At 39.0% G+C, this 23670-nt stretch carries 22 protein-coding genes; 10 read left to right on the forward strand and 12 right to left on the reverse strand.

Annotation, left to right across the window (positions count from 1 at the left end; genetic code table 11):
- Positions 1-196: 196 nt before the first annotated feature.
- From KKC46_11140 to KKC46_11150, 3 genes are read right to left on the reverse strand one after another with little or no spacing between them, the layout of a single operon-like run.
- Positions 197-1468: a putative porin gene (locus KKC46_11140; GenBank protein MBU1054368.1), complete on the reverse strand. Its 1272-nt coding sequence runs from the start codon at positions 1466-1468 to the stop codon at positions 197-199.
- 33 nt (positions 1469-1501) lie between these two features.
- A complete protein-coding gene (locus KKC46_11145; GenBank protein MBU1054369.1) occupies positions 1502-2224 on the reverse strand; it encodes an MBL fold metallo-hydrolase in 723 nt (240 codons plus the stop codon).
- Positions 2211-2567, reverse strand: a complete 357-nt coding sequence (locus KKC46_11150; protein ID MBU1054370.1) for an STAS domain-containing protein — start codon at positions 2565-2567, stop codon at positions 2211-2213. The genes KKC46_11145 and KKC46_11150 overlap by 14 nt, the downstream gene beginning before the upstream one ends.
- Before the next feature lie 271 nt (positions 2568-2838).
- On the opposite strand from KKC46_11150, the gene KKC46_11155 reads away from it, so the two are divergent.
- From KKC46_11155 to KKC46_11165, 3 genes are read left to right on the forward strand one after another with little or no spacing between them, the layout of a single operon-like run.
- Positions 2839-3084: a cytoplasmic protein gene (locus tag KKC46_11155; protein MBU1054371.1), complete on the forward strand. Its 246-nt coding sequence runs from the start codon at positions 2839-2841 to the stop codon at positions 3082-3084.
- Positions 3085-3133: 49 nt separating this feature from the next.
- Positions 3134-5032: a SurA N-terminal domain-containing protein gene (locus tag KKC46_11160; protein ID MBU1054372.1), complete on the forward strand. Its 1899-nt coding sequence runs from the start codon at positions 3134-3136 to the stop codon at positions 5030-5032.
- Positions 5033-5061: 29 nt separating this feature from the next.
- Positions 5062-5292 carry a zinc ribbon domain-containing protein gene (locus KKC46_11165; GenBank protein ID MBU1054373.1) on the forward strand — a complete coding sequence of 77 codons (231 nt, stop codon included), beginning with the start codon at positions 5062-5064 and terminating at the stop codon, positions 5290-5292.
- Positions 5293-5404: 112 nt separating this feature from the next.
- On the opposite strand, the gene KKC46_11170 is transcribed toward KKC46_11165, so the two are convergent.
- The gene (locus KKC46_11170; protein MBU1054374.1) at positions 5405-7357 is read right to left on the reverse strand and encodes an ATP-dependent helicase; all 1953 of its coding nucleotides are present in this window, start codon (positions 7355-7357) and stop codon (positions 5405-5407) included.
- Between the two features lie 291 nt (positions 7358-7648).
- Between KKC46_11170 and KKC46_11175 the strand changes: the two genes are divergently transcribed.
- From KKC46_11175 to pgi, 7 genes are all read left to right on the forward strand, one after another.
- Positions 7649-8053: a hypothetical protein gene (locus tag KKC46_11175; protein ID MBU1054375.1), complete on the forward strand. Its 405-nt coding sequence runs from the start codon at positions 7649-7651 to the stop codon at positions 8051-8053.
- Between the two features lie 725 nt (positions 8054-8778).
- Complete coding sequence (locus KKC46_11180) at positions 8779-8967, forward strand: hypothetical protein (GenBank protein MBU1054376.1); 189 nt, start codon at positions 8779-8781, stop codon at positions 8965-8967.
- A 46-nt stretch (positions 8968-9013) separates the two neighbouring features.
- Positions 9014-10159 carry an MlaE family lipid ABC transporter permease subunit gene (locus KKC46_11185; protein ID MBU1054377.1) on the forward strand — a complete coding sequence of 382 codons (1146 nt, stop codon included), beginning with the start codon at positions 9014-9016 and terminating at the stop codon, positions 10157-10159.
- 11 nt (positions 10160-10170) lie between these two features.
- Positions 10171-10923 (forward strand): ATP-binding cassette domain-containing protein, encoded by a 753-nt coding sequence (locus tag KKC46_11190; protein MBU1054378.1) that lies wholly within the window; start codon positions 10171-10173, stop codon positions 10921-10923.
- Positions 10924-10941: 18 nt separating this feature from the next.
- The gene (locus tag KKC46_11195; GenBank protein MBU1054379.1) at positions 10942-11919 is read left to right on the forward strand and encodes an MCE family protein; all 978 of its coding nucleotides are present in this window, start codon (positions 10942-10944) and stop codon (positions 11917-11919) included.
- Between the two features lie 28 nt (positions 11920-11947).
- Complete coding sequence (locus KKC46_11200) at positions 11948-12595, forward strand: membrane integrity-associated transporter subunit PqiC (protein ID MBU1054380.1); 648 nt, start codon at positions 11948-11950, stop codon at positions 12593-12595.
- Positions 12596-12808: 213 nt separating this feature from the next.
- Positions 12809-14425 (forward strand): glucose-6-phosphate isomerase, encoded by a 1617-nt coding sequence (gene pgi, locus KKC46_11205; GenBank protein ID MBU1054381.1) that lies wholly within the window; start codon positions 12809-12811, stop codon positions 14423-14425.
- Between the two features lie 620 nt (positions 14426-15045).
- On the opposite strand, the gene KKC46_11210 is transcribed toward pgi, so the two are convergent.
- The 8 genes from KKC46_11210 to KKC46_11245 all read right to left on the reverse strand — a co-directional run bounded on the left by KKC46_11210 (position 15046) and on the right by KKC46_11245 (position 22866).
- Positions 15046-16737 (reverse strand): polyamine aminopropyltransferase, encoded by a 1692-nt coding sequence (locus KKC46_11210; protein MBU1054382.1) that lies wholly within the window; start codon positions 16735-16737, stop codon positions 15046-15048.
- Positions 16738-16920: 183 nt separating this feature from the next.
- Positions 16921-17772, reverse strand: coding sequence for a DUF350 domain-containing protein (locus KKC46_11215; GenBank protein MBU1054383.1), 852 nt, complete (start codon positions 17770-17772; stop codon positions 16921-16923).
- 72 nt (positions 17773-17844) lie between these two features.
- Positions 17845-19419 (reverse strand): hypothetical protein, encoded by a 1575-nt coding sequence (locus KKC46_11220; protein ID MBU1054384.1) that lies wholly within the window; start codon positions 19417-19419, stop codon positions 17845-17847.
- A complete protein-coding gene (locus KKC46_11225) occupies positions 19416-19964 on the reverse strand; it encodes a DUF2617 family protein (GenBank protein MBU1054385.1) in 549 nt (182 codons plus the stop codon). The genes KKC46_11220 and KKC46_11225 overlap by 4 nt, the downstream gene beginning before the upstream one ends.
- A gap of 21 nt (positions 19965-19985) precedes the next feature.
- The gene (locus KKC46_11230) at positions 19986-20333 is read right to left on the reverse strand and encodes a hypothetical protein (protein ID MBU1054386.1); all 348 of its coding nucleotides are present in this window, start codon (positions 20331-20333) and stop codon (positions 19986-19988) included.
- Between the two features lie 36 nt (positions 20334-20369).
- The gene (locus KKC46_11235; GenBank protein MBU1054387.1) at positions 20370-21017 is read right to left on the reverse strand and encodes a DUF4178 domain-containing protein; all 648 of its coding nucleotides are present in this window, start codon (positions 21015-21017) and stop codon (positions 20370-20372) included.
- 26 nt (positions 21018-21043) lie between these two features.
- Positions 21044-22285, reverse strand: coding sequence for a tellurite resistance protein (locus KKC46_11240; protein MBU1054388.1), 1242 nt, complete (start codon positions 22283-22285; stop codon positions 21044-21046).
- Between the two features lie 53 nt (positions 22286-22338).
- Complete coding sequence (locus tag KKC46_11245) at positions 22339-22866, reverse strand: hypothetical protein (GenBank protein MBU1054389.1); 528 nt, start codon at positions 22864-22866, stop codon at positions 22339-22341.
- Between the last annotated feature and the right edge of the window lie 804 nt (positions 22867-23670).

A 23670-nucleotide genomic window follows, 5' to 3' on the forward strand; every position in this document is an offset into this window, starting at 1 on the left:
CAGCCTGTTCTTTACACCAATATTAAATTATAAGCAAATAAGTTCTATTGAAAGAGGATGATAGCTATAGGTTGGTAAACTAATAAAGGTAAGGGGGAAGGGTTATTATGATAATCGCTATAATAAAAAATCCCGTGTAAACCGATACACGGGATTTTTAAAGTACGTCAAGGGCACATCTTTACTATTCTTATATTTAAAATTTTACAACAAGATCAGCCTGAAGTATCTGCTGGTCTTTATCATCTGCTGCGGATTTTTTGATTTCTTTTGTGTTGTAGTAATCAAGACCCAAGCTGACATTTTTGCTTATACCGAATACAAGTTCAGCTTCATGTCCCTTTGCATTTGTTGCACCGCCATAAAAATCACTGTCAGGCATAAAATCAGGCCATGCATCTCTTTCAAGACGTCTGTAATTATATTTTACCTGCCAGTCACCAAGTTCTTTTACCTTTTTATGGCCGAATTTAAAACCGGCCAGCCAGCCTTTGTCATCTTTTTTGCCGTAAATATTTTTATCATCCACATTTATGGCTTGAACATATTGTCCAAATACTGCCGCATAAGGAATGGGGCCGGGTATCTTAGTTATGCCGAATTCAAGATCCGCTGCCAATGCGTCATGGTCATATTCCCAGTTTCCGGCTGTATCTGTTGAGTTAGTGCCGATTCCGGCAGCACCACCTGCAGTCCAGTCATTGCCATGTACATCCTGAAATTCATAATAGCTTGCTGCTGCTTTAATATACATGCTGGCGGGCAGCTTCACTTTTATACCAGGCTGGACAACAATCATATAAGGGTCATTGGCTTTACTGCTGAATTCTTCCAATACGAAACCGCCTAATGTTCCGAATATTTCTATGGTCTCTGACGCATCATAATTAAAAGCAATTGCGGCTCCTTCCGGAGTTATATCACCGTCCCACATAAGATCTTTTGTTCCCCATATAGGATTTTTAAATTTTCCAAGCCACAGGTTTGCCCATTTGACCGGACTGTATTTAGCATATGCGTAATCAAGCATGATATCCTTAGAGCTGAAATCATCCTGGAGAGTCTGGTTGGTTGAACGCGGATCATCTGATCCGGTTGCCAGGCCAAAGCCAGCTGTCCATTGATCGTTTACTTTTGATTCAACTCCAAATCTTAATCTTACACGACCTCTGTTCCGGTCAACTTTACTATCATTTGTTTTATCTTCGTGCTGATATCTGGCTCTTACATCCCCTTTGAATTTTGTGTTTTCTACCCATTTGGGCAGGTCAAAACCTGAGGCTGCAACCACCTTTTTTTCTTCCTCTGCCTGCATTTGTGTTATAAGTTCTTCGGCTTCGGATCTTGTAAGAATGTTTTTTTCAACCAGTTTGTTTATCAGCTTGTCATTACTACCCGCCCATGATGGACTGATGACGAATACCGATAATGCAATTAAAGATAATACCGTTAAACATAATTTTTTCATCTTCCTTTACTCCTTATATAGTTTATTATAAATTTAAGAAACCTCAAGAAATGAGGTAACTTCCACCCCCTCATTATTTTTCAAAAGCGCTTTTGCATTCATGATCGCTTTGTTCATATCTTCTTCAGGAGACATTGATATGTCTCCGTGACCCGGGTAAAGCTCGTTTATTTTTCTTGTTTCCAATAGACTGATTGAGTTTATATAATCGCCAACGCTTCCTGATTCTCCGATATATGAGAGAGTTCCACCCGAAAAGAGGGTGTCTCCGGTAAAAAGTAATTTTCGGGTAAATTCATAGATACATATTGATCCTGAAGTATGTCCCGGCGTATGCACCACCTCCAGACTATAGTTCCCAAGATCAAAACGGAATCTGTTTTCCAGCCAGAGATGTACTCGAAGAGGAGGTTCGTTTAAGTCTCCTGATTTATACATGGTGACGTATCTGTCTTCTGTTGTGATTTTAGTGGCGGCAAATCGATGAGCGGCAATAAGAGCATAATCCTGAAAATAACGGTTCGCACCTAAGTGATCAAAGTGTTCATGGGTATTAATAACTATATCGATATCACTAACCTTGAGTCTAATTGCGAGCAAATACTCCTGTAATTTTGAAAAGTTTCTGTCTACCCCGGAATCGATGAGAACATTTTTGTAATCACCTCTTATCAGGTAGCTGTGGCTGCTTGTATCCTCTCCCTTAAACCAGAAGATATTGGGATGTAATTCAGTAATTCGGTTATTTTCCGGCACGTTTATTAAACTCACTTTTTTTGGCTGTTTCGATGTCTTCGCAAATCTGAAAGAAATGGTCCATACGATTTTGTTTTAAATAATTTAAAATCTTTGAATTTAAAGAGCATAACTTTATATCTCCTCTTAGAAGATGAACTTCTTTTTTTATGCTATTTAAAACTCCAAAAAGATTAGCCGGTTCAAACTTTTCTAATTCCTGAAGATCCACAATAATTTTAATCCCTTCTTCTTTCAAATAAGGAGAGAGAACTTCCTTTGCCTGTATTGCTTCATTCTTTCTGGTATCACCGGAAATTTTTATCAGGCAAAAACCGTCTTCTTTAGTAATATGGTACTTCAATTCGCTATAAACCCTTCTTGTATGCTTCTTTTTTAATTAGATTGATTTATATTGGACTTTTATTATGATTTTATTACGGGCAAGTTAGAATTTAGTTAAATTGATTGGCCTGCAAGATCTTTTAAGAAGGTATCAAATATCAGTCCGTAAATTACTCTTAATAAACAGAGGAGTTAACTTGTTGACAAAATATCGTATAAAAAATATTATCTGAAAAAAATTACCAAACTTGTGTTGAGGGCAAATTGTTTTATTGTGAGTGTTACTTGCCATGATAGATTTTGATGGAAAACAACCCGGAACGGGGGCAAAGAAAAAAAATAATTTGGATGCGTTTGAAGAATTTGATGCATCGCAATTATATTGTCCGAAATGCAAGCAGGCTGTTTCCGTGCGTAAGCGCCTGCTTGTTGTGCTTTCCGAAGGAGATAAATATGAATATCTGTGTGTGTTTTGTGCAGAGACGCTTGGAACAAAAATAAACAGAAACACTAAACCTGTTACAATAATTGATTAAACTTTAATAAACATCGAAATTTTACAAGATAAAAAGTGAGGGGATTAATATGCTCGACTTTATGCGGAAAAATGCCGGCTCCTGGATGATAAAAGCCATTTTGGGAATTATTGTTATAGTGTTTGTGTTCTGGGGAGTTGGAAGCTTTAGCTCAAAACGTACAAACAGAGTGGCGAAGGTAAATGGAGAGGTTATTGATATCCGGGAATATCAGGAAGCATATAATAAACTTGTTGAGCAGGTACGGGCTAAATTGGGAAGTAATTTTAATGAAGATATAATGAAGGCCCTTAATATCAAGAAAAGAGCTTTAGACAATATAATTTTTAAAAGACTTCTTATCCAGGAAGCAAAAAAGCTGAAATTCAGTGTTTCGGATAGTGAGCTTAGGCAGGTTATCGTCAGTATTAGAGATTTCCAAAAAGGGGGGGCTTTTAATAAAAATGTATATGAAAAAGTATTAAGCCTCAATCATATGGTTCCCGATGAATTTGAAGCTTCGGTTAGAGAATCTATTATTATAGAAAGATTAATGTCTTTTATAACCGGTAGTGTTAAAGTTACAGAAAATGAAGCTCTAAAGTGGTTTAACTGGAAAGGCGCTTTAGTTAATGTTGATTATGTTTTTTTTGATCAGGATAAATATAAGGATATTAATCCTTCGACAGAAGAGTTAAATAATTTCTTTGATAAAAATAAGGAATCTTATAAAACCGAAAAAAAAGTAAAAGTTGCTTATACTTTGTTTGGCCCTGATGCTTATTTTGACCAGGTAAAAGTTGGAGATGATGAGATAAAAGAGTATTATGAAAGTAATATTGAAGAATTTATGAAACCCAAAACAGTTGATGCAAGCCACATCCTTTGCAAGGTTGATGAGGGAGCAAGCCCGGAGCAGATTGAACTTGCAAAACAAAAAGCAGATAAGGTTTCAAAAATGATAGAGGAAGGGCAACCTTTTCCGAAACTTGCAAAAAAATATTCGGATTGTCCAAGCAAGGCAAACGGAGGCCATCTGGGAGCTTTTGAAAAAAAAGCTATGGTTGAACCTTTTGCCAGCAAGGCTTTTTCTATGAAGGAAGGCGAAATAAGTGAGCCGATCTTAACACGATTCGGATGGCATATCATAAAAGTTGAAAAAATAATTCAAGAAAAAACGCTCTCTCTGAAAGAAGAGGAGCATAAAATCAGAACAATACTGATCAATGAAAAAGCAAAAAAACTTGCTTATGATGAAGCTGAACAATTATGCAGTATGGCAATAGACATAAAAAGTTTATCAAAGGCATCTGAAAAATTAGGTATTAAAATTAAAACAACCGATTTCTTTTCTAAAGATGATGCTTCCGATGCAAAAGATGCCGATAAGCAGGCTTTAGTGGAATCAGGAGTCTTTGTTATGCCGGACAAGGAAATAAGTGATGTTAAAGAAATCGAAGATAGATATTGTGTTGCTCAGGTTATGGAAACAATGCTGCCTAAAATACCTGATCTCGATGATGTAAAAGATGCAGTAAAAGTTGATCTCATAAAAGAGATAAAGAGGGAAAAGGCAAAAAAAGACGCCGAAGATCTGCTTGCTGCTCTTAAAAAGGATGATGATTTAATAAAGGAAAGCAAAAAATACAGACTTACACCTTCTCAAACAGGGTTTTTCGGGCGCAACGGAACCATAGGAAGTATCGGATATGAGCCGCAACTATCAGAGACTGCTTTTAAACTTTCAGGCAACAAACAATATACCGAAAGCCCTGTAAAGGGTAATAACGGCTTTTATGTAATACGTTTTAAAGAAAGAAAGTATCCTTTGGAGCAAGACTTTGCTAAAGAAAAGGAAAAAATTGAAAAAGCTTTGCTTGAGCAGAAAAAAGAGACTACTTTTAGTTCATGGCTTTCCGAGGTTAAAAGTAATAGTGAAATAATAATTGAAAAAGAATTTCAGGAATAACAGATTTATATAATTTATGGTGAGCAATAATGAGCACTGACAAAGAAGATACTTATGGGCATCTATCAAAAAAGTGTCCTGAATGCCTGACTTATATCCCACTTGATGTGGTAATATGTCCTGCATGTAAAGAACGGGTTGGGAAAGTTACCATGACCGGAATGGCCGGGAGACCTACTAACTGGTATTCTTATGTGATGCTCATTATTGCAGTTGCCGCCTTCACTTTGTATATCTGGTGGGCTTTTATCAGAGATTAAACAGAGGATACCGATAGCAATTGTCATAACCAAACAACTACAACTTGAATCGGAATATTATTTTGGCTATCGCTATATGCCTTTATGAAAAACAGTTTTGGTATTGTTTATTTTAGAAATCATAATCGTAGGTATTGAGCGAATATTTGCCAAGAACATTGCTGTTTATTAAATCAAGAAATCGGGAAGGGCGATTAAGAACCATTCCGGAGCTTCTGTCGTAAACTCTTCTGGGATAAGTAAAGTAAAGACTTTTTTTCGCACGGGTAGCCGCAACATACATGAGCCTCAGTTCTTCTTCAAGCTCTTCCGGGTTATTGATTGAATGCATCGAAGGAAACCTTCCGTCAAGCGCCCATATTATAAATACAGTGTGCCATTCAAGGCCTTTGGCAGAATGAATGGTTGAAAGGACAAGAAGGTTATCCTTGGTTGAATTTTCGGACAAGGAATTATCAACAGCAGTGTTTGGCGGCTCAAGCGCCATATCCGTGAGAAATTCCACCAGGCTGTTATATCTTTCCATTATCAGGATAAGCTGTTCAACGTCCTTTTCTCTTTTCGGGTAGTCATCAAATCGCTGTTTTAAAACAGGCAGGTAATATTCGGCTATTTCTTTTCCCATTTCATAAACAGACATATTGTCCGGATCAATTTTACCGAAAAGTTCTTTTAAACGTTTAAAATTTTCCGAAACACCTTTTTGTAGCTTGGCAGTCAAAAGACCCATATGCCCTGAATTTTCCGCCTGTATTGCATCAAATATGTTTTTTGCCGTTTTAGGGCCTATTTTATCTATAAGAAGAAGCAGCCTTTGCCAGCTTACCCTGTCTTTAGGGTTTGCAATAACTTTCATGTGAGCCAGAATGTCTTTTATATGAGCGGATTCAACAAATTTAAATCCCCCCACTTTTTTAAATGAGATGCCATTTCTTGCAAGCTCGATTTCAAGATCAAAGGAATAATAACCGGCTCTGAAAAGAACGGCGATTTCGTCTAAGGGAACATTGTCTTTTATAAGCTCTTTTATCTTTTCAACAACATATATTGACTGGCCGTTTTCGGTTGAACTTCTGATAAGAAGTGGCTTTGCACCACCTTTTTTTTTTGTGAAAAGATTTTTGGAATATTTTTCAGATGCTCTGTCAATAATGATATTAGTTAAATCAAGGATAGGTTGATCGCTTCGGTAGTTTTCTTCAAGAGCAATAACACGGGTGCCAGGAAATAATTTGGGGAATTCCAAAATGTTTTTAAAATTAGCGCCTCTGAAAGCATATATGCTCTGGGAATCATCCCCGACAACCATTATGTTTTTATTGCTACCGGTAAGAAGGCATACTATGTCTGCCTGTATCTTGTTTGTATCCTGGTATTCATCAACCATTATATGTTCATAAGAGGAAGAAATCTTGTCTTTCAAATCGGGATTTTCCTCCATAAGTCTTTTGAAATATATCAGCAGGTCATCATAATCCAGATATGAATGCAGACGTTTTCGACTGATATATTCGTTGTAGATCTTTGTGATCATCTGTGTATCATCTGTAAAATGGATATAATCATTTAGTACAATATCCTCGATAGTCAAAACCTTGTTTACGGCTTTGCCGAAAATATTTGCAAGGGTCTGTTTTCTGGGAAAGGAAGAATGTTTGGAAGTATTCAGTAATTCCTTCCTGACTAGGCCGATAAGTGTTTCAGAGTCATCCCGATCTAAAATATTAAACCCTGAATCGAATCCTATGTAACGAGAGTATTTGCGGAGATTATAATTGGCAAATGAATGGAAAGTACCACCTGAGACATTTTCGCAGCGGTTATCAAGAAGATTTGTTGCTCTTTTCAACATTTCCTGTGCAGCTCTGCGGGTAAAAGTAAGAAGTAAAATAGTATCTGGCTCTGTTCCTTCTTCAACTAGACGTGCGACCCGGTATGTAAGTGTTCTGGTTTTACCGCTTCCGGCTCCGGCAATTACAAGAAGAGGTCCTTTTGTATGGTTTACCGCATCATACTGTGAAGGATTAAGCTCATTTTTATAATTAATACAATAGTTTTGCTGCATAATATTATTCTCTATCCTTATTATTTTATCTTATTAAATATGTCTTAAAGCCAGATAATATAGTAGTACAAAAGAACTATAATCAGGAAATGATCAATCTTCTGAATGTAAATTTCTTTCACAAGAAATCTTCTTTGTCAATATTTGTCCTTATCCTACAGAATTTGTTGACTTTATTTGTTGACTTTTATAAAAAAATATTGTAGTAAAGAAAAGAAAGGATTTAAAAGGACGCTTAAAATGCCGTGGCTGTAAGCAATGCCTTCAAAACAAACAAAGGAGAACAAAATTATGAAAACAGTAAAAAAAGCAAAACCGGTAAAAAAACCAGCCGTTAAAAAAGCAGCAGCAAAAAAACCAGCCGTTAAAAAAGCAGCAGCAAAAAAACCAGCCGTTAAAAAAGCAGTAGCAAAAAAACCAGCCGTTAAAAAAGCAGTAGCAAAAAAACCAGCCGTAAAGAAAACAGCAGTTAAAACAGTAAAAGCAATAGTTGCAAAAAAACCTTCCAACCCTCAGGTAACCATTCTTGGTTCCGTACTTACAACTGTCAAGAGGAGCAAAAACGGAATAGCTATTGCAAAAATTAAGGAAAAAACAGGTCTGGAGCAAAGACAACTTAGCAATGCTCTTTATAAGCTTTTAAAGAATGGCAAAGTAGCACTGAAAGAACGCGGCGTATATATTGCAGCAAGTTAAACCGTATGGTATTTTCTCTTCCGCTTTTTTTTGTCGGGGGAGCTATTCTTACGTTTTTTAAAAGATAAAAGAGCAGAATGATATATCCTTTATTAATTTTTTGTTTTAACGAATTTGCTTTATATTTTTTGTGCGTAGGAACGGAAGAGAGTTTTGCGCTTTATATATAGAGCATTCAATGTTTGTTTTTTTGCCTTAAATAAGTTTTGAAGGACTTATAAGAATCGTAATTTACAGGCTTCGTTAAAAAAATATTTGCATAGCGTGGGAATGAAGTACAAACTTGGCAGATGGACTTTTTTGCGAAGCCGTAAAGTTTAATTCGCTAAAAGTAAAAGCATGACTTTTAAGCAGGGAAATATTTTGCTTGCATTTCCCGCAAATAAGCGGGAGTTGTTATGCTTGCTTTTGAATTTCAAGTGGGTTCTTCCTTTGGTCTGTTGCCGTTTTTTTTCGGCCCTCTCTTTTTTACACTGTACCTTTATTTCTAAAATCCATATTTCACTTCATATTGATTCCTTTTGAAACTGGCTCTATTGTTTAAAATTGCCGGTAAAGCTGCTGGAAAATAATTGCATGTTTATCTTGTTATAGTGGCAACATTATGATAGGTATAACAAATTATTACTATTATATTGTTGTGTTATGGAGAATGAAGAGTTAATCCAAAAATATATAAACCATATTACACCAAGATTAAATAATCAAAATCGGGATTAGTGCTTTTGAAATACATTCCAAAATTAGATGCCATGAGTTATAAGTTTGACTTTGAAATCGGTCACCTTGTTAAAAGCCCATGCAGAGAATGCCAGGAGATAGTAAATTTTCCTGAATGCGCCGAAACATGCATTGTTTTAGGCAGACTTCAGTCTATTTTATCCGAAGGTATATCCTGCACTAGAAGAATCTAACGCCAGCTTGTTTTTGTCCATGATTGTTAAATAATCAGGTTTTACAATGAATAAACCGGAGCAGAACAAATCCAGAAGCTACAATATATCAGAAGATAAGAAAGGCTTATTTACCGTTCATTTTAATGGAAGAATGGATGCGCAAACATCTCCCGCTATAATCAGGCAACTCCTTGTCGAAATAGATTCATTCCCTTTTATAAACGTTACAGCCGATCTTGATCATGTATCATATTTTGATGATTTTGGCCTGTTGGTTCTTATAGAGTTAAAAAAAACCGTAAAAAAGAAAAAAGGCACTTTTGCTATCACTGATAACAGCGGGAAAGCAAAAAATATGCTCTCTCTGCTGGAATCGAATTTTATCAGGCCAGCATTAACTGTTAAGAAGAAGGGGCTGCAAAGAGTTATTGAGCATTTAGGTGAGTCTGTATTAAACAACGCTTCAAGCTTCAGTGCGGGTACCTCTTTTATAGGTTCTGTTGTCTTATCATTTTATCATATATGCCGTCATCCGAAGTCTCTTCGAATTAATGACACGATATTATTAATGGAAAAAACAGGGGTAAATGCACTGCCCATAATAGCTCTTATCAGTTTTCTCTTAGGCCTTGTTATTGCTTTTATGTCTTCTCTTCAGCTTGAGCAGTTCGGTGCTAATTTATATGTTGCTTCTCTTGTATCTATCGGTATGGTTTCGGAACTTGGTCCTATAATGACTGCCATAGTAGTTGCCGGAAGATCAGGATCTGCTTTTGCTGCTGAAATCGGTACTATGAAAATATCGGAAGAAGTTGATGCACTGTTTGTTATGGGGTTTGATCCCACTCTTTTTCTTGCGATTCCCAGAATGCTTGCATCAATAATTGTGGTGCCGCTTCTTACACTTTTTTCTGACATTTTTGCGATTGCAGGCGGTCTTGTGGTTGGAGTTTTTATCTTAGATCTTACAACAAGTTCATACCTGACACAGACAATGAAAGTGCTGGATCTTTTTGAAATATGCTGGGGGATTTCCAAAAGTATTGTGTTTGCCATTATAATATCATGGGTTGGATGCTTAAGAGGTTTTCAGGCAAAAGGAGGGGCAGATGCAGTAGGAAATGCTGCCACATCCGCTGTTGTGAGCAGTATTTTTCTTATTATCCTGTTTGATTCGATATTTGCTATAGGACGAAGCTACTGGAGGTAAAACTATCGTTTATGGGTGATATAATTCTCAGAGTAAGAAATCTTGTTGCCCGTTATGGCGAAGAACTGATTTTGAATAATATCAGTCTGGATGTTTATAAAGGTGAGATTCTTGTTATTTTAGGAGGAAGCGGTTGCGGAAAAAGCACCCTTTTAAGGCATATGGTAGGACTTTCCAGACCTTCTTCCGGAAGTATCTATATCGATGAAACCGATATTGCTAAATGCGATACAAAAATACTCCACGACATCTTAAAGACAATCGGCGTTCTGTTCCAAAACAGTGCTCTTTTGGGCTCAATGACTATAGGAGAAAATATTGCTTTACCAATTACCGAATATTCCGGACTTCCCAAAAACAATGTTGATATTCTTGTAAGTTTAAAGCTTAATTCGGTTGAGCTTGAAGGTTATGAAGACTATCTGCCTTCCCAGTTAAGTGGCGGGATGAAAAAAAGAGCCGGGCTTGCGCGTGCGCTTGCATTAAATCCGAAAATATTATTCCTTGATGAACCAACAGCAGGACTGGACCCGGTTATTTCATCCGAAATTGATGAACTTGTGCTGCAAATCAATAAAAAATATAATACAACGATAGTAATTGTTACTCATGATCTTGATACGATATTTAAAGTTGCAAAACGGGTTATAATGCTTGATAAAAAAACAAAAAGTATAATTGCCGAAGGTGATCCGAAAGATTTACAAGATAACAGTCAGGATTCTTCTGTAAGACAATTTTTTAACCGTAATGCAAAAGTATAGACTTCCAATGGAAACAACATGGCTACAATAAAAACAAAATTCAGTGTAGGGCTTTTTGTTCTGATAGGGATGATTCTCGCTTTTGTTGCGATAATATGGGTTGGCATGTCACACTATTTTGAACAGGGGCGTTTGTATTCAGCCTATTTCAATGATTCGGTACAGGGACTGTCGAAAGATTCGCCTGTGAAATTCAGAGGAGTCACGATTGGAAGGGTTTCTTATATTGGTGTTGCCCCGGATGGCAAGCTTATAGAAGTTGTATTAAAAATTGAAACCGATACGAAACCGGATAAAGATATAGTTGCTCAATTAAGATCTGTCGGTATTACAGGCATTATGTTTGTGGAACTGGATTTAAAGAAACAAGATGAGCCTGATCTTTCTCCATCGCTAAGCTTTGTACCCGATCATACGGTTATAGATACAAAACCATCTGAGATAACCCGCTTTTTAGACAAATTAACAGATGTTTTAGATCAAATTAACAAGCTTGGTTTGGAAGAGATATCAGTTAAAACAAAACTTACTTTGGATGAAATCAACAGTGCAATTAGCGAAGCAAAACTTGCCAAATTATCTTCCGACATAAGAACATCTTTAGATAAATGGAACAGAGCAGTCAGTGCTGTGGATGATGCGGCAGGTACATTTAAAACATTTACATTAAACACCGACAATGCTGTATCAAATTTTAATAATACTGTTACAAAAATAGATGATATAATAACCGGAAACAAGGACAGCGTTGCTGAAGCAATTAAAAATTTAAATCATGCTGTTGACAATGCAGGATCGCTGGTGATTGAAGGAACGGAATTTATTAAAAACACGGATCAGAATCTTTCATCCATGCAACAGCAGATCCTTTCCACCATGCAAAGCATAGAAAAAACCAGTGAAACTTTAAACCGCTCAGTTGATCAAATTTCGGATCAGCCGTCAGTTCTTCTTTTTGGTGACCCACAGCCTGAAAAAGAAATTGAAAAGGATTAAGAGCGGCAATAATTTTACAGGAGTTATTATGAAGATTTCATTGAAAGCTTTTCCAAAGATTTATTTTGTATTTTTAGTTTTAAGTATATTTTTTATTTTAAGCGGATGCGGTGGTTTTGGCGGATCTGAAAAGAAAATTGATTATTATACACTTGAATATTCTGCGCCACTGCCTGCCGGATCAAATAACCTTCCTTTTGTTATAAATATCGGACGTTTTAAGTCGCCATTATATAACTCTGATAAAATCGTTTACAGAATAAATGATTTCCAGACCAATGAATACGTTTATCACAGATGGGAAAAAGATCCTGCAAGATTAGTTTCTTATTTTCTTTTCAGAGATCTCAAAAACTCGGGACTTTTTAAAGGGGTTTTCACTTTCGATGCAGGTTTTGCCGCCACACATTCTGTTTCAGGTACTGTTGACGGATTTTTTGAAGATGACAGAGGAAAAACATGGGAGGCTGTGCTTTCATTAGATATTGTGCTTATGGCCGAAAATGAGCCTGATCTTAGCAGAAAAATTATTTTCCAGAGAAAGTATGCAACAAGAAAAGTATGCGCCAAAAAAAACCCCAAGGCTCTTGCAGAAGCAATGAGTAAGGCGATGCATGAGTTATCGGGTCAGATTATAAATGATATATATAAAAGCCTTTCAGAGAAAGTGCAATAGATGTAGTTTTATGGCTTGTCTTTAGGATTCAAGGGGCCAGGGGTTCCAGGATTCAAGTGAAAAGTTTATTAAAATCCGGGGAATAATAAGCACTTGAATCCTTGAATCATCGAATCCTTGAACCCTGTCAAACTATATCGAGAAGAAGCAATTGCAATTCATTAATCGGGCTCGGTTAAGATTTCTAAATTTATAATACAGGAGTAATTCACTATGGCATTTCAAAGCATAGCAGATCTTATCGAATGGAAAAGTCTTAAAAAACATGCCGGTTTGATAAATAGTAGAAAGAATCATCTTAAACATCTGATAACTGAAAAAGGCAGGATAGATAATTATTGTTTAAACGGAGCCGGTATTTTTTATGATTTCTCAAGGCAAAGAGTTGATAAAGAAGCAATGAAGCTTCTTATTAACCTGGCCCGTGCAAGGAAAATAAAAAAACAATTTGCAGATATGACAATCGGGAAAAAGATTAACACTACTGAAAACAGAGCAGCTCTTCACACTGCAACAAGATCTTTTTCAGGTTTGCCGTTAATGTTGGACGGAAAAGATATAATGCCGGAAATGCTGGCGGTAAATAACAAGATAAAAGAGTTTGTACGCAAAGTACATTCCGGCAAGATCAAAGGCCAGACAGGAAAAGCGTTTGAGCATCTGGTAGTAATAGGAATAGGGGGCTCATATCTTGGGACCGAATTTGTATCCACAGCTTTAAAGCATCTTGCAAAAGATAAGATCAAAATTCATTTCCTTGCAAATGTTGATATCCATAATTTCGGAGAAATAGTTGCATCTATAGATCCTGAAAAAACTCTCTGGATTGTGGTTTCAAAAACCTACACAACTGCCGAGACAACTGCAAACACAAAGCAGGCCTATGAATTCATGAAACAAAAAGGGCTTGATCCGGCAAAGCATTTTGTTACGGTAACAAGCAAGGGAAGTCCCGGAGATGATCCTGCATCAAATCCGGTACTGGCATCGTTTCACATGTTTGATTTTATAGGCGGAAGATACAGCGTTACCTCGGCAGTAGGCGGTGTGCCTTTAAGTCTTTATCTGGGATATGATGTTTTTGAGCGGTTTTTAAAAGGGGCCGAAGAAATGGATCTGCATGCAAAAGAAGCCACAATAAGTAAAAATCTGCCTCTAACAGCAGCGCTGATATCAGTATGGAACAACAATTTTCTTAACTATCCGGCACAGGCAATAATACCCTATGCTTCTCCTTTGGCAAAGCTTGCTCCTCACATTCAGCAGCTGAATATGGAAAGCAACGGAAAGTCTGTTACAAAAGAAGGGAAAAATATTTCTGTGCCAACTGGAACCATTATATTCGGTGAACCCGGCACCAATGCTCAGCACTCGTTTTTTCAGCTTGCGCATCAGGGGCGGCCATTTCCCATAGATTTCATAGGCGTAATAAATCCCTGCTATGAGAAGTACAAAAATAAATCAAAAGGAGTTACAAACCACCAGGAGCTTTGGGCCAATTTAATAGCTCAACCCGCAGCACTTGCCACAGGCAAAGACGATAAAGATCCGGCAAAATGCTTTTCCGGAAACAGGCCATCATCTACTATACTGTTGGATGATCTATCCCCCGAAAATATCGGCCGTCTTCTTTCCTTCTATGAAGCAAAAACAGTATATGAAGCATTTATATGGGGTATAAACCCGTTTGATCAGTTTGGGGTTGAGCTTGGAAAAAATCTTGCGTCAGGTATCAGAAAACAAATGGTGGAGAAAAATACAAACCCAAAATATACTTTCGATGATGCAGATCCGATTACAAAGTTTTATCTGGAAAAGCTGTTTTCATAAGTTTACGGATATAAAAATTGTTTTCATTTCTATGCTTTAGAATTATCCGACATTCTGATACCAGAATACGTTTTACTGGAATTGAGATCAATGCTGTGAGTGGCACCCGTGGCACGGTAGCTAAAACAATACTATACTTGCTTACCTACAAGTAAACAAAATGAATTTCCAAAAATAACAACGATTACCGTTTGAAAGACTCAGCGAAAATATTCGATTTCTGAATAATAATCATCATACTGTCGGGCTTCTTTACAATTTTATTCGTCACACAGGAATACATTTAGTATTTCGAGGATAGCGCAAAACGTTCGCGTTTATGCTTCACTACGTGTCACTTCGTGCGAAATTTGAGTCCAACGCTTAAAATCGGCCAAAATGGGACGTTTTGAAACTGGCTCAATTGAACATGATGAAATTGTAGCACATTTCGTATTTGACAGCAGACAAGACACAAATATGAGACCTTAACCTAAGGTTGGTAGTTGGGAACGGGTATTTATATACTGACATAAGCCATTCCATCCTTTTGATTATCTGTCTAATCTCCCTGAACACTTGTATAAACTTATTGATACGAAAATAGTACAGAAAATGCAGCATCTTAAATCACATCTCCTTTATTCGTACTGCCAATCTTCTTTGAGATAATACATATGAAGAACGGGCCGCATAAGAGTGTTAATTTCTTTTTTCTTTATCTTCATCATGTCTTTACCGAAAACCATTGACGCCCTGAATACATCGGCTGTCAGAAATTTTGTATCAATATTATTCAGGTCCATCTCTAAAATTAGCTTGTCCACATAGCCTTTTTTCAGGCTCTTGGTTGCTAAAACAAAGCCCCAGTCGCCGAAGCTCTCAATATTTACATGGTAGTTCACCACGTCTAAGCCCGCAGCCCGGACTGTACGGCTTATACACCAATAGCTTTCTCGGGCAAAAAATGGGCTGGTGGATTGAATTGCGATAACACCACCATCTGTGAGCAATCGCTTTACCCTGCTGTAAAAGCCTTTGGTATACAATTTGTTAAGCTCGATTGTAGATGGATCAGGAAGGTCAATTAATATGATGTTATATCGACCCTTGGCATTACTGACAAATTTTTCAGCATCAATATTTATAACATTAAGCGTTGCCACCTTTTCGGCATCTGGCTGCTTGTGCTCATCTTCTTTTCCGGTTTCTTGAAAAAGATAATACCAGTCTCCGGTTTCAATGCCCTTAGAATCGGCGACCTTAACGCGTGCATCGTCAAACGCACCGTGGTTTAGCCGTCGAAGCACCGGATTGTTTGCACACAGCTTTACCATCTCGGGATCAAGGTCGATAAGATCTACTGATTGCACATCATTATACTTTAAGACTTCACGTAGCGTCATACCATCTCCGCCCCCAAGTATGAGGATATTTTTTCTTGATGTGGCCACATTCATGGCGGGATGCACCAGTGATTCGTGATATCTGGCTTCATCAGTACTGCTGAACTGGATATGCCCATTAATATAGAAGCGATGTTCATTAAGCGTGGGATTGTGTGTTACAACAAGATGCTGATAACGGGTTGTATTTGAGTAGATGATGCGATCATCATACAGGTGTTGTTCCAGCTTAAAATTCCAGGCGTGATTATATTTGAATCCAACCAATAAAGATATAAAAACCAAAAACGATACCAGCAAAAGCCGAACCGGCGCACTCACTTTGCCGTGCTTGTAAAAGAATGCAAAGGCCAGCATAGCCGGTATGAAGTTAAGAGTGGATGCGATAAAACTGCTCTCCGTTAACGGAAAGTAGCGCAAAAGAACAAATGCAAATAACAAAGCCCCTGCAAGACTGCCGAAATAATCTGCGCTCAAAATGTAATCTAAGTTAATTTTGAGTTCATCGGTATATTCTTTGTTTATGCGGGTTACTACCGGTATCTCAAGACCGATCAAAAACCCGATTAACATTATAAACCCATACTGCACCAGCATGAAGTGGCTTGTTATATAAGCGTATGCAGCGTAAGTGCCCAGCGGGGCCCATGCGCCGACAACCGCCAGGGTTATCTCAATGCCGATGAAAGCATTCACTAAGTGTTTATCGCCGATGACGAACCGTTGTGCCTTGCTTCCGATTCCCATCATGAAAAGCATGAGCCCGATTACCACAGACCATTGTTCAATGGAATTGCCTAAGATGAAAGAAGCAATGGTGGCCTGGATATATTCTAAAACCAAACCGCACGCGCCTGTCAAAAAAGTACAGGTTACAAGTAAAAACTTAGCCCATGCAACAGTAGAGCCAGTTTCAAAACGCCCCATTTTGGCCGATCTCTGCGTTGGGCTCAAATTTTAATCCTCGAAATACGCCATGTATTCCTGCGGTTAAAATTTTCGCCCGCCTTGAGCTTGACCAAACTGAAATGTTTTGAAACTGGCTCAGTAGATTTGTTGATCGATATATTTTCGTGAGATGTTGTGATTATGGTAACACCCTTTTATAGGCTACAATGTGGCGGAAATAACCAGTGCAACCAGAACATTCACGGCAGCGCCGACCGAGATCCCAGCCACATTTCGATTTTTTTCAACTACTTCTTTGATTGTGGATTTAGGGAGCAGCTTATGATCGAAAGCGATACTGAACAAGACCAGCAGCAAAAGACTAAATACCATATAGGCGGCAAATAATACGATATCAAACACCAAACCTTTGCTTGGTCCCATCAGATTGGAGCGGATGATAATACCAAGCGGTACCAACACACCGGCAAGAAATACTCCGGCAGCCACATTGCCATCTTTTATTTCGTTCCGGATGTTGAATTTTGTAAAAAAGACTTCGACGATCCATCCGATAACAAGCAATGTTGACTGACCTATCAAAAACCAGATCAGCGAAGACAATGCCCCATCAATAATGTCCATGCCATTACCGGCAAACGCCCCCCAAAGTATGAGGCCTGTAGCCATATAATTTGCAGCCTCGACAATCCCGACAGCTACATTACCGTTTTTGCAGTGTTCGTCATTGTCTATGTGGCCCATCATGATAACATCATTGATGTGTCGGCATGCGAAGGCAAAAATAATTATAAGCACACCATCTACCAACAAGGCCAGTATATTATGTACAAATCCGGAACCACTGCCTGACAATACACCGCAAAAACCAAAACCGAGCATGGTCAGCAGGCCAAAACGCCGCATCCCAACAGCCATGTTGCCCTCTTCGATCTGCTGCAAGTCATCCATATCTTTAGTCCGCCAGTCGGCAATCAGCCAGGCAATATAAGTAAAACCTATACAAATTAGAATGTAGACCAGGCTTGTCCCCATGATCGTGAAAGCATTCATCAAATTATCCATATTAAAAGCTCCTTTATTCCTAAGAGTAATTTACGAAGTATTTTAGCGGATTTAAAGTGTTTACTTACCGCGACTTCCTGGGCCCCGACCACGAACACTGCCGGCGGCAGATCGAACATTTGCCGGGGCTGATTTTATACCACCCTGTCTTGAAAAAGTGGATGATCTGTATTGGGAGTTGCTGCGAACTGTAGAGCCCGATGTTCCGTAAATTGTGGACCCGTCGGCGTTTTTCCCATAGTACGGCGCACGCCCACGGTAGTTGCGGTTCCAATGGTTCCAGTCGTTGTAGTAATAGCGGTGGCCGCCCAGCATGGCGTTTAAAAAGGCGTATCGGCCATAAAACGCCCAAAAAGAGCCGCCCGATGAATCTTTTTCCCAGTTTCCGTATTTTTTGTTACCCACATACGCCATACCGGGTGGAGCGGCGTCCTCTATGACCTCAGACGCATACAGACCGTAAGGCTTAGACACTATATCCATGCCGAGATTGTTTATGTTGGCGGCAAAGTCGTCTTCATCGACCTCTTCCCAGCCGGACTCCTTTTCTGTACCGTTTTCTATTACAAGATACCGGTGATAGTATTCGATATCCGTCGAGCTGATCCAAAACACTGCGCTGTCATCACCACGGGGGAGTCTTTCTATAACATTTATGTTAAGCTTATACCACATGCTTTCTTCGATATACAACCTGACCCTTTGTAATCCGTTGGCGATATCACCGGTTTTCTGTGAAAAATATTTAAACGTGGCCTCATCGACTTGCTGGGGACGATACTCATAGTCGGTTTCTGAGGGATATTCATAGTAATTTGCCCAACTGGTTCTGCCTGGGGTAACAGCGTAAACATACTTCATATCGATCAGTCGTTTTGTATAACTTCGGTTCAATTCGCCAAGCAGCTTTCGCAAATGGGTGTCAGCCTGCTTAAGTTCAGGAAATTTTTTTTGCACAATATCCAGGTTGGTGGCGATCACCGCATAATCGGGATCATCTGAGTTGTGTTGGGCCTTGGCGCCATTAAGCATATCAGCTGCTGTGTTATAGATACCTTCCAGCTGGCCAAAGCGGTTGCTTATGTCTTTTTCCTTATTCCATCCAAAGCTTTTGGAATCGGCCACCGCTTTATCAACAATCGGCCTGATATCCGATATTATAGTTTTCATCTCAGACACTTGCTTGTCAGCCGCATTGATATATTTCGGCGCGTCTTCCATCAGTTGTCTCAATACGCCTATCTGCCTGTTCGGCTCCCTGGACTTTTTCAAGGCTAATACAAACCGACTGTTTATTTGACGAATCTTTTGATTTAATTTGCCTTCTTCTTTTGGATTATTGTTATCAAGTATTTGTTCAATTTCTGTCCAAACAGTGCGGGCCGACTCAACTTCCAACAGGGCTTCATCGAACTGTTTAGCCCAACTGTAGGTCTTGTCGTAACGTTCGAACCGGTCGTACTCCGAAGACTTTTTCCATTCGGTGTACTTATTTAGCGCGGAGTCAATCTGGCTCTGAGTATTTTCCAAGGCCTGCTTTCGGCTTTTTGCGGTCTTCTTGAGATCTCCATTTATGCCGCAGGAGGCAATAAACATCAGTGTGATGATTATTGCCCAATACCTTTTGTACTTCATAACGTCTCCTTAATTCTGGTTTGGGTAAAGACGATGCAATCTTCGTTAGGATAGCTGTGTACGGTCTCAAATTTGAGCATTTTGTCGTCCATAGTTATCAAGACGATGGTTTTTGTAATAATATCGGTATTAATTGGTGGAAATTCCGCCACCAATCCGATTTTGTTGTCTCCTGCCGTATTTGCCATATGTTCGAGATCCAACATAAGGGGTTCACCGGTGTCCCATTTTAGTATTTTCGAATCAAACTTATATGACAGTTTATCGACAAATTTATGCGTCAGGTTTCCAATATCCATGATCGGACCGTAATAAATCGGTTTTGCATCGGCCTTTACTTCCATACAAGCAAAAATTTCGTGAAAAAGCGAACCATTGTAGTTGACTGATATGAGATGACTTGCGCCAATGACATGAGCTTTGACATTCCATGGGTTCCTATCCATGCCCTGTGCTTTAAGTATTCTAAACTGTGACCAGTCAGCCATTTGGCCTTCGATAAGGTTGAGGCGCAAGTCACGGGCTGCTTGAAGCACCGGTATCATTTCCACAGACTTGCTCCCTTCCTATTTTTTTTTGAATTCTTCAATGAAAGCACTTAAGCCCCTTATTATTTTGGGTTTATACTTTTCAGAAATCTCATTGGCAACAGACTCAACTTCATCGACGAAACACTCTGAAATATCCTGAAACGAAAACAAAGAAGACAGCAGCAATAACAGGGTTGAATCGGAAATAACCATATTAATGGTCTTTTGAGGGTTTTCGACAGCCGCAAACATGAGCGTCAAAGACTCGAGGTCTTTGCCGTCCTTATCTTTATTAAAAGCAACATCATCAAGCCGGTAATCAACACCATCGATGTTAATAACTTTATCCTTAAGCAAATCGTTTAATTTATTTTCCTCTGCCATAATATCCTCAAAATCGCCCTCTCGTGCGCCTGTTTATCAGGCAGGGCTTTGTTTGGTAGTAATAGCGATAATTTCAATTGAGTTGGGATCAATTGAAAGACAATGCCATATTTCATAGTCATCGGACTTTTCGCCACCGCCCCATTCTTCGATGGTTATCATTTCTTTGTCGTCAGCCTCAAATTCGTAAATCCAGGCTTTCTCACTATTGCGTTTTCCGGACGGAACATATTTAGCGGCCCAATCATCTTCATACCAATAGGTCTTGCCGTTGTATTTTATGCCGTCATCCGATCCCATCTCTTCCAGATCATCCTCATCGATTTTTTCACCCGCTTCATCGGCCAGATCCGACCATTTGAGTTTTTTTACACCGGTACATGCACTGACGATCTGGTCATCTTCATCCCATTCCAAAAGAACAATTTGACCCGTTCGCAGATTGAGCAGCCTGAATTCATGGGATGAGTATTCCTTTTTTGCCTTGTAATTCTCATCCCATTCATCATAACGGCCGCCTTTCATGACATGGCATATATCACCATTTAAACGAACGAATCCGTCGGGTTTAATGTCTTTGATGGAATATTTAAAGCGGTCGTTCGCCGGTATCCTGGATTGTCTTGTCAATGTGCGAATCACATCCAGTCGGTCCTGAACGCCTTTCAGATAAGCAAATTCCATGCGGGTATCCTTTTTAATAAAGAGGGTTATTGTTTTCCATGAAAGGCGGCAGCCGCATCAGCGCGGGAACGAAGCAGCGTGTTCATTTCATTTAGTTTATTTGTAGACAGGCTTGCCACCTTGATAGTGTTGGCGCACACTTGCGTAAGCGCCTGTGCGGCAAACTCATATTTGTTGCATGCCTCCTGCAAAAAAGCGATGTTCTTGTCCATCCTTGTCGCCTGTTCTGCACTGGCGACAACAGCCTTGCCGACCTGATCGGCTGTATCGACCATGGTTTGACCTATGGCATCTTGCATCATGTTTGCAACTTGCATGGTCTGAAGTTGTTGTGCCGCTGCAGCCCTTACAGCCAGGGCGCCGGCAACACCGCCGAGAAGCGTACTGGTGCTTCGAATTACCCGACCGACATGACGTGCATTGCGTATGGTCAGACCGCCACCATAACGTGTTTGAAGGTTCATGTTGTCCAGTTGTTGACTGTCAACCACGGCAGTTGCCAAATCCGCAGTCAGCATCGTGATATTCTCCCGTGCCATTGGATCGGTTATTTTATCCATACGTTCCATGATAAATTTCCAGGCCAACTGCCCCCAATAAATGTCTTCGTGCAAAAGAGGCTGGCTGTCCTTTAAGGTATTGCAGATGGTTATCAGCTCAGCCGCATGCATATTTACGGTTTCACCATGCCTTCGCAAATGGTTTTGAAGCCCCAGGACGGTAGAGCGGGTTGTCTCGCGACGTTCGTAAATAATAGTAAGTATCTCCTCTCCTTTGGGAAGCCGCTTGATTGTCTTTTTGAAAATTCTTCCGACTTTCTCCGAAATACACTCTTCCCTGGCAACCATGGCAGGATTGATCTGATCGATGTTCATCTTAAGTTGCATCATGTTGCCCTGAAAGGTATTTTCTCCTTTGTCGTTAATATCTTTAAGAACGACACCAATGGCGGTATCAAAGAGCGACACTTGCGTATCAATCAGGTTGCGGGCGCTTGATCCAAGATCAAAGATCCGATCACCAAGTTCATAGTTTGAGGGGTCACTGATAATTGATTCCGCAAACTGCTTTGCGTCGCGACCGATTTCCTGATCCCTTGCGGCATCAATATGAGAGGGGGGCACAGGAATTATATGTTCGGGTTCCTGGACTACTGTGAGAGCCCCCTGCCCCTCATATTCCACAACATCCAGGGTTTCCGGGACTTGAGATTGATCAATGGTCTGTTTGATTTGTTTGATTTCTATTTCTTCGGATGCAGTAGTCATTTTCTTTTTATCTCCCATAAATTTATTATATTATCAGACCAAAACAGGCATCGTTAAACGCCGCTGAGGTTCATTTTCATAAAGTTGGCTACAGTATCAAATTCATCCAATTCGTTACGTTCGATAATATCAGCGCCATGAACTGCGTGTTTGAGCAATTCTCTAAGAAGGTTTACAAGAACATCGGATCTTTCAGTGCGATTTGTGTCCGACATATCGCAGTACTCTTTGAGCTTACGAAGCAAATGCGATTCGCTTGCCCTGCGCAGTTCATAAGTTAATGCTTGTTCGGGGTAACGCTCCATCATTTTCGGCAATATATCCCTGAAGGTATCCACAATCTGCTCACACAACAAAACAACTTCGTCACTAAGTTGGTGGATATTATCGCGAACAAAAACATTAAATCCGACCAATCCTTCAATTGCATCCTCCGGTTTACTTTGCTCAGGCGCCGGCTTGATGATTTTCTCAACTACTTCCATGGCCTCTTTTGTTTTGCGCTTTTTACGGATAATATAAACGGCCAATGCGCCCACTATGAGAATTGCCAATGAACATCCTATGATAATCTTGATCATAAGTCCTCTCTGCCTTGTTGTTTTATATTATGGATGTGGGAAATATGTGCTCAGCATTAAATTTGATTAAGCCTTTGTTGGTGCCTTCTTGTATCAGATTCATTCTTAAATATTTGATCTTTATACATCCAATTCCATTTTTTGGCAAATGAAAGATAACCTATTTAACAGTGTTTTCGCTGATGCAACATTGCGCCAGAGTAACTGCGTTTGGAAACTGGTTCAACATATTAAATCAAAATGCGGTTACCCTGAGGGGGCTAAAGAAAGATGGCCGCATATAAGGATTAGACACCCTGTTTTCATAATATAGTGTCGGAATAGTTTACAATTTTAAATTCCGGCAAATATCTATGAAATATCAATTATATTAATCTGTTATTTATAAGATAGATGTTTTGCTAAAATGATAAATTTTTATCAATATTATATAACCTTTTGATATATAAATGTATATATATGTGTGCGTGATGTAATACCACCGCTCTTTATAAGTGTCGGATTAGTTTACGATTTGTATATAAAGTTATGAAGCTGTCCGGTTTTACTGGTTCTGTATATGAATTGATACATTATTTAAATTCGGGATATTTTCTTTTTTTATAATACTTGCGAAGGCCGGTTTCTTTTATTGCAAACGGGTTCCTGATACCCCCTCACAGCTTGCCGGGCAGGCTTATCAGTAAATTTAAGTGATGTTTTGCCGGCTTTCGAGGATAATATCATAAATTGTAATTAATAATTACGGTATGATAATTGCTTAAATTAGTAATGCTTAAATGTTGATTTATAATACTAATATTC

Source organism: Pseudomonadota bacterium (assembly GCA_018817425.1).
Lineage (GTDB): Bacteria > Desulfobacterota > Desulfobacteria > Desulfobacterales > RPRI01 > RPRI01.

Bases quoted from the DNA above. Each gene is read 5' to 3' on its own strand.
- KKC46_11195 (MBU1054379.1), top strand. From the start codon at position 10,942: ATGGCTACAATAAAAACAAAATTCAGTGTAGGGCTTTTTGTTCTGATA.
- KKC46_11155 (MBU1054371.1), top strand. From the start codon at position 2,839: ATGATAGATTTTGATGGAAAACAACCCGGAACGGGGGCAAAGAAAAAA.
- KKC46_11200 (MBU1054380.1), top strand. From the start codon at position 11,948: ATGAAGATTTCATTGAAAGCTTTTCCAAAGATTTATTTTGTATTTTTA.
- KKC46_11210 (MBU1054382.1), bottom strand. From the start codon at position 16,737: ATGGGGCGTTTTGAAACTGGCTCTACTGTTGCATGGGCTAAGTTTTTA.
- KKC46_11225 (MBU1054385.1), bottom strand. From the start codon at position 19,964: ATGATACCGGTGCTTCAAGCAGCCCGTGACTTGCGCCTCAACCTTATC.
- KKC46_11240 (MBU1054388.1), bottom strand. From the start codon at position 22,285: ATGACTACTGCATCCGAAGAAATAGAAATCAAACAAATCAAACAGACC.
- KKC46_11170 (MBU1054374.1), bottom strand. From the start codon at position 7,357: ATGCAGCAAAACTATTGTATTAATTATAAAAATGAGCTTAATCCTTCA.
- KKC46_11215 (MBU1054383.1), bottom strand. From the start codon at position 17,772: ATGAATGCTTTCACGATCATGGGGACAAGCCTGGTCTACATTCTAATT.
- KKC46_11230 (MBU1054386.1), bottom strand. From the start codon at position 20,333: ATGGCAGAGGAAAATAAATTAAACGATTTGCTTAAGGATAAAGTTATT.
- KKC46_11175 (MBU1054375.1), top strand. From the start codon at position 7,649: ATGAAAACAGTAAAAAAAGCAAAACCGGTAAAAAAACCAGCCGTTAAA.
- KKC46_11235 (MBU1054387.1), bottom strand. From the start codon at position 21,017: ATGGAATTTGCTTATCTGAAAGGCGTTCAGGACCGACTGGATGTGATT.
- KKC46_11140 (MBU1054368.1), bottom strand. From the start codon at position 1,468: ATGAAAAAATTATGTTTAACGGTATTATCTTTAATTGCATTATCGGTA.
- KKC46_11245 (MBU1054389.1), bottom strand. From the start codon at position 22,866: ATGATCAAGATTATCATAGGATGTTCATTGGCAATTCTCATAGTGGGC.
- KKC46_11190 (MBU1054378.1), top strand. From the start codon at position 10,171: ATGGGTGATATAATTCTCAGAGTAAGAAATCTTGTTGCCCGTTATGGC.
- pgi (MBU1054381.1), top strand. From the start codon at position 12,809: ATGGCATTTCAAAGCATAGCAGATCTTATCGAATGGAAAAGTCTTAAA.
- KKC46_11185 (MBU1054377.1), top strand. From the start codon at position 9,014: ATGAATAAACCGGAGCAGAACAAATCCAGAAGCTACAATATATCAGAA.
- KKC46_11160 (MBU1054372.1), top strand. From the start codon at position 3,134: ATGCTCGACTTTATGCGGAAAAATGCCGGCTCCTGGATGATAAAAGCC.
- KKC46_11165 (MBU1054373.1), top strand. From the start codon at position 5,062: ATGAGCACTGACAAAGAAGATACTTATGGGCATCTATCAAAAAAGTGT.
- KKC46_11220 (MBU1054384.1), bottom strand. From the start codon at position 19,419: ATGAAGTACAAAAGGTATTGGGCAATAATCATCACACTGATGTTTATT.